This is a genomic window from Streptococcus pseudopneumoniae, assembly GCF_001072925.1.
GTDB classification, from domain to species: domain Bacteria; phylum Bacillota; class Bacilli; order Lactobacillales; family Streptococcaceae; genus Streptococcus; species Streptococcus pseudopneumoniae_Q.
Map to the genome: position 1 here is coordinate 1 of NZ_JVHE01000046.1, position 12415 is coordinate 12415.

Annotated in this window: 8 protein-coding genes; 3 read left to right on the forward strand and 5 right to left on the reverse strand. The window is 35.2% G+C overall.

What is annotated here, in order from left to right; translation table 11 throughout:
* Positions 1-276: 276 nt before the first annotated feature.
* Positions 277-819, reverse strand: coding sequence for a TetR/AcrR family transcriptional regulator (locus ADH81_RS02000; RefSeq protein ID WP_001158258.1), 543 nt, complete (start codon positions 817-819; stop codon positions 277-279).
* A 128-nt stretch (positions 820-947) separates the two neighbouring features.
* Here ADH81_RS02000 and ADH81_RS02005 point away from each other — a divergent pair, with 128 nt between their 5' ends.
* Positions 948-3611: a YhgE/Pip domain-containing protein gene (locus ADH81_RS02005; RefSeq protein ID WP_049526130.1), complete on the forward strand. Its 2664-nt coding sequence runs from the start codon at positions 948-950 to the stop codon at positions 3609-3611.
* 31 nt (positions 3612-3642) lie between these two features.
* On the opposite strand, the gene ADH81_RS02010 is transcribed toward ADH81_RS02005, so the two are convergent.
* Together ADH81_RS02010 and ADH81_RS02015 are read right to left on the reverse strand one after the other, a co-directional pair.
* Entirely contained in the window at positions 3643-6192 is a 2550-nt protein-coding gene (locus ADH81_RS02010) for a YfhO family protein (protein WP_049526132.1), read from the reverse strand.
* A gap of 61 nt (positions 6193-6253) precedes the next feature.
* A complete protein-coding gene (locus ADH81_RS02015) occupies positions 6254-7876 on the reverse strand; it encodes an ATP-binding cassette domain-containing protein (RefSeq protein ID WP_045762408.1) in 1623 nt (540 codons plus the stop codon).
* Between the two features lie 206 nt (positions 7877-8082).
* Here ADH81_RS02015 and trpS point away from each other — a divergent pair, with 206 nt between their 5' ends.
* Together trpS and guaB are read left to right on the forward strand one after the other, a co-directional pair.
* Positions 8083-9108 (forward strand): tryptophan--tRNA ligase, encoded by a 1026-nt coding sequence (gene trpS, locus ADH81_RS02020; protein WP_001039667.1) that lies wholly within the window; start codon positions 8083-8085, stop codon positions 9106-9108.
* A gap of 161 nt (positions 9109-9269) precedes the next feature.
* Positions 9270-10748, forward strand: a complete 1479-nt coding sequence (guaB, locus tag ADH81_RS02025) for an IMP dehydrogenase (RefSeq protein ID WP_045762410.1) — start codon at positions 9270-9272, stop codon at positions 10746-10748.
* 54 nt (positions 10749-10802) lie between these two features.
* Here the strand turns inward: guaB and recF are convergent, their stop codons facing one another.
* Both recF and yaaA read right to left on the reverse strand, forming a co-directional pair.
* Positions 10803-11894, reverse strand: a complete 1092-nt coding sequence (gene recF, locus ADH81_RS02030) for a DNA replication/repair protein RecF (protein ID WP_049526135.1) — start codon at positions 11892-11894, stop codon at positions 10803-10805.
* 2 nt (positions 11895-11896) lie between these two features.
* On the reverse strand, positions 11897-12265 hold the full coding sequence (yaaA, locus tag ADH81_RS02035) for a S4 domain-containing protein YaaA (protein ID WP_049526137.1): 369 nt from the start codon (positions 12263-12265) through the stop codon (positions 11897-11899).
* Positions 12266-12415 lie beyond the last annotated feature (150 nt).

A 12415-nucleotide genomic window follows, 5' to 3' on the forward strand; every position in this document is an offset into this window, starting at 1 on the left:
CAGTTGGTAGTAGCGCATGACTGTTAATCATGATGTCGTAGGTTCGAGTCCTACTGGCGGAGTCAGATGAAAGGAACACTAATTTGATGTTCCTTTTTTTGATTCTTTGTCCGATGTAATGAGGGGAGGTATACCTAACATACGGATAGATAATGATTTGTGTCCGAAAATAAAACTAAGGAAATTGTATTGTCTTAGCCTAATAAGAATAACAAAATAGGCTCCATAATATTCATAGGGGGGGTAATTTCCTATAAATATTATAGAGCTTTTTTATTAATTTGTATCCCCTAACATTTTCATTAAAAAGTCCGTAATTTCTTGTGGACTTTCTTTTTTTCCATGGGCAATCCAGGTTTGACAGACTCCAAAGAGAGCATTTGTCAGGTAGACGCTACTGTATTCTAATTCTATTTCATTTAGTTTGAGTTGCATAAAACGTTTTTGAAGGTCTGTGCTCAGTAGGATGTGAAGTTTATTTCTCAAGAAATTTTGAATTTCCTTGGTTCCATTTTCAGATAAAAGAGTTGCTAGAAGTGGTTCTGATTCTAAGTATTCAAATACTTCTAGAATAGCATCTCGTTTGTGATTAGCATGTTTTTGAAAGATATATTCGAAGGTATGAAATAGTTTACTTTGGTAATGTTCAATCATATCGTATTTATCTTTGTAATGAGTATAGAAACTGGAGCGGCTAATTCCAGCTTTTTGTGCTAATTTAACAGTTGTAATCTGATCGAATGGTTGTTCCATCAATAATTCTACCATGGCATTTTCGATAATACGCTTGGTTTTTAATCGTTTATTACTTTCTTGCATGTTCCCTCCAGATGAACATTTTTAGACAATGTGTTCAAAAATAGTTTTTTTATCTTGTCTTTTTAATTTTTTTATGTATAATCTATTATATCAAAAATTTAGACAAGTAGTTTAAAAAAGGAGACAATATGTTTAAAGAATGGAAAGCAATCTTTAAAAAACCGACATTTATTATTGTCATGATAGGAATTTCCTTAATTCCAGCTCTTTACAATATCATTTTCTTATCATCAATGTGGGATCCATATGGTAAACTTTCGGAGTTACCTGTAGCAATTGTTAATAAGGATCAAGCTGCTACTTATAATGATGAAAAACTCACTATTGGTGAAGACATGGTGTCTAATTTAAAAGATAGTAATAGCCTTGATTTTCATTTTGTAGATGAAGGTGAGGGAGAAAGAGGCCTGCGGGATGGAGATTATTACATGGTCGTAACGTTGCCAAGTAATCTTTCTGAGAAAGCTTCTTCTATCCTTACAAATCATCCTGAACAGATGACGATTGACTATCAGACATCAAGTGGTCATAGTTTTATTGCAAGCAAGATGAGTGATTCTGCCATGACACAAATGAAACAGACAGTGGCTACTAATGTTACTCAATCTTATACTAAAGCTTTATTTAAAAAGATGGGTGATTTAAAAATTGGTTTATCTCAATCTGCAAATGCAAGTTTACAGTTGGCTGATGGTTCGAATCAGCTTTCGGATGGGAGTCAAACCTTAACGACCAATCTTCAAACCTTAGCTCAATCAAGTCTCACATTTTCTAATGGTGCTGATCAATTATCTACAGGTTTAGGAACCTATACAGCTGGTGTAAATCAGTTAAATCTTGGTCTTGGTAATTTTAATACTGGTTTAAATCAATATACCAGCGCTATTTCACAAATCGACAATGGATTAAACCAACTGAATTCACAGACACCGGCACTGGTATCAGGATTGACTCAACTTGATTCAGGCACACAAGCCTATACAGGTGGTGTTTCTCAATTAAATTCAGGATTAAATCAATTTTCACTTGGTATTGATACTTATACAAATGGAGTTCAAAGTCTATCATCAGGTGCAAATCAGATTTCTACTAAATCAGAGATTCTACGTACAGGATTAACACAACTTAATCAAGGTATTCAAGAACTTTCTACTCAATTAGATGGGACAACCCAACAAAAAGATCAGATTAAACAATTAGCAACTAGTTTAGAGCAATTTAATCAAGCTATTCAAAATATTCAAACAGCAGATAGTGGAGAGATAACACAAGTAACAAACCAGCTTTCTAGTAGTCTATCAACGATTATAAATTCAGCACAAAGCATCATTACTTCAAATCAAGCTGAAAAAGAAACTACTTTGTCAGCTATTCAATCTACTAGTGCTTATCAAAGCTTAACTCCTGACCAACAGGCAGAGATAACTTCTGTGGTTTCTAATCCATCATCTTCTACTAGTGAGTCAGCACGAACAATTTTAACTACAGTTCAAACGTTACAATCTTCTTTAGAAAATGTAACCACTCAAACAGATAGTCTAACTCAATTAAAGAATCACTCAAGTCAATTATTACCAACTGCTTCTTCAACATTGACAAGTTTGTTAAGTGGATTAACACAGGTTCAAACAGCAATTGATGGTCAATTATTGCCAGCTAGTCAAACTCTTACATCTGGTATTGACAACTACACAAAATCAGTAGACCAAGTAGCTTTAGGAGCAAGTCAGTTGAGTTCGAAAAATTCGAACTTGACAGGAAGTTTCAATAAGTTGCTACAAGGTTCTAATCAGTTGACAGAAAAATCTTCTACATTGACAGGTGCTACTGCTAAGTTAGCAGAGAATGCACCAGAATTAGCAACAGGAATTGATAAACTTGCATCAGGTGTCAACCAAGTAAATAATAAAACATCAGATTTAACCGCTGGATTTAATCAATTACAAGCGGGCTCTCAACAATTAGCTGATAAATCAGACCAGCTAGTTTCTGGTGCAAATAAACTATCTAATGGTTCTGAAAAAATAGCTAGTGGAGCAGATCAACTTGCTCAAGGATCAGAAATTCTACAATCAGGACTTGGAAAATTAAGTGATGGTTCAAGTCAATTAAATCAAGGTTTGACAGAGGCTGAGGGACAATTGAAACAGGCTTCAACTGAACCAACAAATGCAGATTTACTAGCTGATCCTCTAAGTCTTTCAAAAACTGATACGGATCAAGTAGCAGTTAATGGAATTGCCATGGCTCCATATATGATATCAGTTGCTCTTTTTGTTGCTGCTATTTCAACTAATATGATTTTTGCTAAATTGCCTTCTGGGCGCCATCCAGAAAGTCGCTGGGCTTGGTTTAAGTCTCGCTTTGAAATTAACGGTATCATTGCTGGTTTGGCAGGAGTATTAGTTTATGGTGGAGTACATTTAATCGGACTGACTGCAGTTCACGAATTCAAGACCTTTGCTTTGATTATTTTAACCAGTCTTGCTTTCATGGCGATGGTAACAGCATTGACAACATGGAATTCTCGCCTAGGCGCCTTCTTCTCCTTAATTTTATTACTCCTTCAATTAGCATCAAGTGCAGGAACTTATCCTTTAGCTTTGACGAATCAATTCTTTAAAACTATTAACCCATGGTTACCTATGAGTTATTCAGTTTCAGGTCTACGACAAACCATTTCTATGACAGGTAATATTCATAGTCAGATTATTTTCCTTATCTTTACAATAATGATTTTTGTTGCTTTAGGAATGCTTTCCTACCAATCTAAAAAAGTTGAAGAAGATTAAAAACTATCGACCAATTCGGTCGATAGTTTTTTTATCTAGAATATTTTTTTCTTTGAATATCATAAAAAATAAAGACAATAATGGCTATAAGAGAACAACTTGCACCAGCAACAAATCCTTTTGGTATAAAGGAAAGGGTAATAGTTCCTTCACCTTCAGGAACATCAATTTTCATAAATCCAGTTTGTGCCTGTTGAATTTGTAATTTTTTACCATTTTGATAAGCAGACCAACCTTGGTCGTAAGGAATTGTGAAAAAGATCGATGTTTCATTCTTTACCTTATATTTTACAATGACTTTATTTTTATAAGAGCTCACTTCTACTGGATTTTCTTTTATTTTACTAATTGCCCCTGTATACTTTTTAGTATCTAAACGATAGAAAGTTGGAGATTCAAATGATACTTGAGCATTTCCTGGAAACTTAACCTGGATATCAAAAGTTTGTTTATGTTCTGTATATCCAAGATTAAAAAATGTAAAAGCATTATCTGTGGTAAAGGATTTTTTTTCACCATTGACAATGATGTCAACTTGCTTTTTCTTATCATTTGAAAAATTTAGCTTAGTCATGGAAAGGTAAACCTGACTATTATCAGGTACTTCAATACTATAGCTGATAGTTGCATCTTCAGTATCAGTTCCGTTTAGATTGACCACGCTGTCACCAGAGTCTGTATGATGATCTATCGGATAAAAGTACTCTTCATTTAAGCCAGCAATTTCATTTAAAAATTGAGTTTGGTTATCAAGAGTATGGTCATTAAAAGTGACATCTTTATAAAGAGACTGTGTAGCAAAAGCAATTGGGAGAGCGAATTGATTTTTATAAAGGGTTAGATTATCTTTTTGATAGCTTGGATGAAAACCATATTTATCTGGATAGGCTTCAGAAATATTGTAGCTGATTCCAAATAAACTATCTGCAATGATAGTATTATTTGCATAACGAAGATTAAGGTTGGTACCTGAAGATTTAAAACCCAACTTATCTAACGTTGTACTTGCAGAACGATTACGAACAGATGAAAATTGTGAGATGCCATTGTAGTTAAATTTCATGCTATCGTTTCCAGTTTGAGTTTGTAACTTTTCAGTTCGTGTAAATGTATCTGGTTGCTGTTTGGTATACTCCAAAATAGCTTCCATACTTGGAATATCTTTATCATAGGTACTACGAGAAGCAAATCCCCATTCTTTAGTAATTCCATTTAGTTGAGATGAAGTATTAAAACTAATTTCACTTATTGTAAATATCAAAATAAGAATTGAAAAGATTTTTGGAGAAATCAGTTTTTTAATAAGTGCCAATAATAACAGTAAGTATACCACTAAGAATTCAAGCGTTAAGAGTATATTTAATTTAGTTAAAAACGAATAATGATTTTTAAAATAAATGGTTGCCAGATAGCCAGATAAAAGTAAAGTTATTGAGAATAAAACGTTCCACAATTTTATATCTTTAACTTTATTAAAAACTTCTGCTGATATATAAATTAAAAGAGTAGAGAAAATCCACGCATAGCGATGAAGAAACATATTTGGCGCGTGCATTCCTTGCCAAAATAAATCTAAGGCTTCTAGATAAAAACTAGCAATGATGATAATGAGTAGAGTTGCATAGCATAGTTTCACGTGAAACTTAATTGATTTTAATGTAAAGAATACAATTGTTAAGATAAAAGGAAGGAGGCCAACAAAAATCATTGGGATAGAACCATATTTAGTTGTATCGAAAGCACCAATAAATTGTTTAGCGAATAGATCTAGATACCAACTGGCATCTGTTTTTATTTTTGTAATAGCGGTTAGTTTTTCACCATGAGTTTTTAAATCAAACAAGGTTGGGAGTGTCATGATGAAACTTGTTAAACCAGCGAGTAAGGATGTTAGGAAAAAATCAAGGAAAGAATATTTGCGACTTTTAAAATCCCAGGAAAGTTGGCAAAAATACCAAACTACTAAAAACAGGGCAGTCATATAACCAAAATAGTAGTTTTGGATAAATAATATTGACAAACTTGTAAAGTATAGAATACGTTTTTTTTCCGTTATGAGTAGATGTAAACCAGTTAAAATTAAGGGAATTAAAATAAAAACATCTAACCAGGTTTTAATCTCAAGTTGACTAACTGTAAAGCTCATTAAAGCATATGAGGTAGATAGAGCTAATCGAAGTGGGGCTGGTATATTTTTAAATAGTTTACTCAAGCTAAAAAAGGTTGACAGACCTATCAAGCCAAATTTCAACAAGGTTGAAAGATAAACTGCATCTGGCATGCTTGACACATCAAAAAAATAAACAAGAGGAGATAGAAAACTACCAAGGTAATAACTGGACAAGGCATAAAAATTGAGACCTAGACCGCTGGTAAAAGTATAAAATAGACTATCACTCCCATGTAAAATATTACGAAGATTAAGATCAAAAATAACATATTGATGAAATCCATCCCCTAATAAAGGTGAAGTATCACTATTCCAGTAGATACCTTGAGAAAGATAGACTCCGAACATAATCACTAGGGGAATGATGAAAGAAATAAGATAGGTCCAATAGTTTCTGAAAAATGTTTTCATGTCACCTCATAGAATGTTAGAAAACTCAGTTGGTTAATCCAACTGAGTTTTAAAGTATTATTTAGTCTTTCCAAAGTTCTTTGACTTTTGCTTGTACTTCAGCATTTTCTAAAAATTCATCATAGGTTTCATCGATACGGTCGATTACACCGTTTTTAGATAGGACAATAATGTGGTTAGCCAATGTTTGAATGAATTCATGGTCATGGCTGGCAAAGATGATAGATTCTTTGAAGTTTTTCAATCCATCGTTCAAACTTGAAATAGATTCCAAATCTAAGTGATTAGTAGGATCGTCAAGTACTAGAACATTTGATTTCAAAAGCATGAGTTTCGATAGCATTACACGCACTTTTTCTCCCCCTGACAAGACATTTACAGGTTTGTTAACCTCATCTCCAGAGAAGAGCATACGACCAAGGAAACCACGCAAGAAGGTATTGTCATCTTCTTCTTTACTTGCAAATTGGCGCAACCAGTCAAGAATAGATTCACCCCCAGCAAAATCAGCTGAATTGTCTTTTGGTAAGTAAGAACGACTAGTTGTAACTCCCCACTTGACAGTTCCTTCATAGTCGATATCACCCATAATAGCACGGATGAGAGCAGTTGTTTGGATATCGTTTTGTCCGATAAGAGCTGTCTTGTCACCTGGACGCAAGATAAAGCTGATGTTGTCAAGAATAGTTTCGCCATCAATCTTGACAGATAGATTTTCTACTGTCAAGAGATCGTTACCGATTTCTCGTTCAGCTTTAAAGTTGATAAATGGATATTTACGACTAGATGGCACAATTTCTTCAAGCTCAATCTTATCAAGCATTTTCTTACGTGATGTTGCTTGTCTTGATTTAGAAGCATTAGCAGAGAATCGAGCAACAAATTCTTGGAGTTGCTTAATTTTTTCTTCTGCTTTTGCATTACGGTCTGCTAGCAATTTAGCAGCAAGCTCAGAAGATTCTTTCCAGAAATCGTAGTTTCCGACATAGAGTTTGATTTTTCCAAAGTCAAGGTCGGCCATGTGAGTACATACTTTGTTTAAGAAGTGACGGTCATGGGATACGACAATAACAGTGTTATCAAAGTCAATCAAGAAATCTTCTAACCAAGTAATAGATTGGATATCCAAACCGTTGGTCGGCTCATCCAAAAGAAGGACATCTGGTTTACCAAATAGAGCTTTAGCAAGGAGTACCTTCACTTTGTCTCCATTTGCGAGTTCACTCATATTTTGGTAATGAAGATCTTCAGGGATATTCAAGTTTTGCAAGAGTTGTGAAGCTTCACTCTCAGCTTCCCAACCACCTAGTTCAGCAAATTCACCTTCAAGCTCAGCTGCACGAACTCCATCTTCATCAGTAAAGTCTGCTTTCATATAGATAGCATCTTTTTCTTTCATGATGTTGTATAGTTTTTCATTACCCATGATAACAACATCAATAACACGTTCATCCTCATAGTCAAAGTGATTTTGACGAAGCACAGAAAGACGTTCATCAGGTCCAAGAGAAACATGACCAGTTGTAGGTTCGATATCACCAGCTAAGATTTTTAAAAATGTTGATTTACCTGCACCGTTAGCACCAATTAAACCATATGTGTTTCCTTCTGTAAATTTGATGTTGACCTCATCAAAAAGTTTGCGATCACTAAAACGTAGTGAAACATCAGATACTGTTAGCAATTTTTTTCTCCTATTATATGTAATACTATAATTCTACTAGAAAATCAGCAAATATTCAAATTTTTCTCTGTCAATTATTTGTAAAGGATATTTACAGATAGTTTACAGTTGAGGAGTTGAAATCGTAATTATTTGATAAAAAAAATTACCTGTCTTTTTATCAAAAAAATGCTATAATTGAAAGGACTATATCAAAGGAGAATAAGATGAATAAACCCATTATTTTAACAGGAGATCGTCCAACGGGGAAATTACATATTGGGCACTACGTTGGTAGCTTAAAAAATCGTGTCTTATTACAGCAAGAAGATAAATATGACATGTTTGTTTTTTTGGCTGACCAGCAAGCTTTAACTGACCATGCAAAAGATCCACAAACTATTGTAGAGTCTATTGGGAATGTTGCTTTGGACTATCTTGCAGTGGGATTGGATCCTAACAAATCAACGATTTTCATTCAAAGTCAAATTCCAGAATTGGCAGAGTTGTCTATGTATTACATGAATCTAGTGTCTTTGGCTCGTCTGGAGCGTAATCCTACTGTAAAGACAGAAATTGCTCAGAAAGGATTTGGAGAAAGTATTCCAACTGGATTTTTAGTTTATCCAATTGCTCAAGCAGCAGATATCACAGCTTTTAAGGCTAACTATGTTCCTGTAGGTACAGACCAAAAACCGATGATTGAACAAACGCGTGAGATTGTGCGTTCATTCAACCATGCCTATAATTGTGATGTTTTAGTAGAACCGGAAGGAATTTATCCTGAAAATGAAGGAGCAGGTCGCTTACCTGGTCTGGATGGAAATGCCAAAATGTCCAAATCGCTTAATAATGGTATCTACTTGTCAGATGATGCAGATACTTTGCGTAAGAAAGTAATGAGTATGTATACAGATCCAGATCACATTCGTGTTGAGGATCCAGGTAAGATTGAAGGAAATATGGTTTTCCATTACTTAGACGTATTCGGACGTCCTGAAGATGCTCAAGAAATTGCTGACATGAAAGAGCATTATCAACGTGGGGGTCTAGGTGATGTTAAGACAAAACGGTATCTACTTGAAATCCTAGAACGTGAACTTGGTCCAATCCGTGAACGTCGCCTAGAATATGCTAAAGATATGGGTGAAGTGTATAATATGTTACAAAAAGGTAGTGAAAAAGCTCGAGAAGTTGCTGGCCAAACGCTATCAGAAGTAAAATCAGCAATGGGTCTAAATTACTTTCATTAATAGATAAAATATGAACTCTAAAACTATCTCTTCTTTAAAATTAAAGGGATAGTTTTTTACATTATCTATTATCAATATAATTGACAAATTTTCATAGAATGGTATGATAGATACAATACAAAAAGCGTCAAGCTCAAAAAGAAAGAAAAGAGGAAACTTCAATGTCTAATTGGGACACTAAATTTTTGAAAAAAGGTTTTACCTTTGATGATGTATTGCTTATTCCAGCAGAGAGCCATGTGTTGCCTAATGATGCGGATTTAACAACGAAATTGGCTGATAATCTGACTTTAAATATCCCAATTATTACAGCTGCGATGGATACTGTAACAGAAAGCCAAATGGCCATTGCAATCGCGCGTGCAGGTGGTCTAGGTGTTATCCATAAAAACATGTCTATTGAACAGCAGGCAGATGAAGTTCGTAAGGTAAAACGTTCTGAAAATGGTGTTATCATTGATCCATTCTTCTTGACTCCAGAGCATACAATTGCAGAGGCAGATGAACTCATGGGACGTTACCGTATCAGTGGTGTTCCAGTGGTTGAAACTCTTGAAAATCGTAAATTGGTTGGTATTTTAACAAACCGAGACCTTCGTTTTATTTCAGATTACAATCAACCAATCTCAAATCATATGACCAGTGAGAATCTTGTTACTGCTCCTGTTGGAACAGATCTTGAAACAGCTGAGAGCATTCTTCAAGAACACCGTATTGAAAAACTTCCTTTGGTTGATGAAGAAGGTCGTCTTTCTGGCTTGATCACGATTAAAGATATTGAAAAAGTGATTGAGTTTCCAAATGCAGCTAAAGATGAGTTTGGCCGTCTTCTAGTTGCTGGTGCGGTAGGTGTCACTTCTGATACATTTGAACGTGCTGAAGCCCTCTTTGAAGCAGGAGCAGATGCAATTGTCATCGACACAGCACACGGACACTCTGCAGGGGTTCTTCGTAAAATCGCTGAAATCCGTGCCCATTTCCCAGACCGTACACTGATTGCTGGAAATATCGCTACTGCTGAAGGTGCACGTGCTCTTTATGATGCAGGAGTTGACGTTGTTAAAGTTGGTATTGGGCCAGGTTCAATCTGTACAACTCGTGTTATCGCAGGTGTAGGAGTTCCACAAGTTACAGCTATCTATGATGCAGCAGCCGTTGCACGTGAATATGGCAAAACAATCATTGCTGATGGTGGAATCAAGTATTCTGGAGATATTGTTAAAGCCCTTGCTGCTGGTGGAAATGCAGTAATGCTTGGATCAATGTTTGCAGGAACAGATGAAGCTCCAGGAGAAACTGAAATCTTCCAAGGACGTAAGTTCAAGACATATCGTGGTATGGGTTCAATCGCTGCAATGAAGAAAGGTTCAAGCGACCGCTACTTCCAAGGTTCTGTCAATGAAGCAAATAAACTCGTTCCAGAAGGAATTGAAGGACGTGTTGCATATAAAGGAGCAGCAGCTGATATCGTATTCCAAATGATTGGTGGTATCCGATCTGGTATGGGTTACTGTGGTGCAGCTAACCTTAAAGAATTGCATGACAATGCTCAATTTATCGAAATGTCAGGTGCCGGTCTAAAAGAAAGCCATCCACACGATGTGCAAATCACAAATGAAGCACCAAACTATTCAATGTAATAAAAAATCTCCTGTTTTACAGGAGATTTTTTATTGTTTACGCCAATGTAAATATCAGTTTACAGATAATTGACCATTCTTTACAGTAAATATACTGAGATTATCAGGTAAGTTTTGAAGATGCTCTAAACTAGTTGTTGTAATAAAGGTTTGAATATTTTGAGATATAGTTTCTAATAATTTAAGTTGACGAGTATTGTCAAGTTCACTCATAACATCGTCAAGTAAAAGTATAGGCGATTCTTTTGTAATGCTCTCCATTAATTCGATTTCAGCTAGTTTAATAGAAAGAACAAGGCTACGATGTTGTCCTTGACTTCCAAAGCTTGCGTCCATTCCATTGATTAAGAAAACCATATCATCCCGATGAGGACCAACTCCAGTATTCTTCTTAAATAAATCTCTTGATCTACTTTTTTGAAGTGCTGCATAGAAAGATTCAGCTAGTTTTCCCTTGTCAGTGAAGTTTACAGATGGTTGATAACGAATTGACAACTCTTCTAATTGGTCCGAAATATCAAAGTGTTTTTCACGACCAAAAGATTCCATTTTTTTGATAAATTCTTCTCTGTGGACCATCACCCGACAACCATAGTCTACTAGCTGGTCATCTAGAACAGATAAAAATGTTTCGTCAATCTGATTCGCTGACTTTAAGTAGGTATTTCTTTGTTTTAGCACATGATTGTAGCTTGACAAATCTGACAAGTATATGGGTTTGATTTGTCCTAGTTCCATATCTATAAACTTACGTCGGATAGCAGGTGCTCCTTTGACAAGTTGTAAATCTTCGGGTGCAAATAGGACAACATTCATGTGTCCAATGTAGTCAGATAGTCGAGCTTGTTTTAAGTGATTAACTTTAGTAATTCGACCTTTTGGGGTTAAGTCAATCTCAAGTGGTACAGTAGCCGTTCGTTTTTGAAGAATTCCAGAAACTTGAAGCTGTTCTTCTTCAAATTGAATTAAATTTTTGTCTGTCTTTGTCCGATGACTTCTAGTTAAAGCTAAAAAGTAAATACTTTCCAGAAGATTGGTTTTTCCTTGAGCATTTCGACCCACAAATACGTTCAATTTAGGATTAAATTCAATTTCGGTATCCTGATAGTTTCTAAATTGCTTGATGGATAAGTTTTTTAGCCACATACTTATCTACCTGGGAAACGTGGTGCAGTTTTTGTTTTAGCTTTCGGGGTCTTTTTTGTTGGCTTTTTTTTGACCGTCTTATTCATTTCTTTGACAAGTTTAGCCACACGTTCTTTCTCAAGTTTTTCTTGGAGATATTCTTCCTGTTCTTCTAAGCTCGGTTGCGTCAGAATGATTTGGATTTTCATGTCAGGAATGTCGATAGAGTCTCCGATTCTTACTTTTTTCCCACGACGATTTTCTAATTCCCCATTAAAGTAGACATGGTGCTCAGATAAAAAGGATTTAATAGCTCCGCCACTGTGTATAATACCAAGTTCTTTCAAGAGAGCTTGGAGAGTGATAAATTCTTCAAATAATTTGTATTCCATAGTTCACCTCAATCTTTGGTATTATACCATATTTTACCTTGAAATGGCAGAGGTAAATTCGTTAGAAATGAAAGCGATTTTAATTCTAAAAGGGGTAAAGAGAACAAGAAAATTTTCTCTTTTCATGGTATAATAGAACTCTATGTAGAA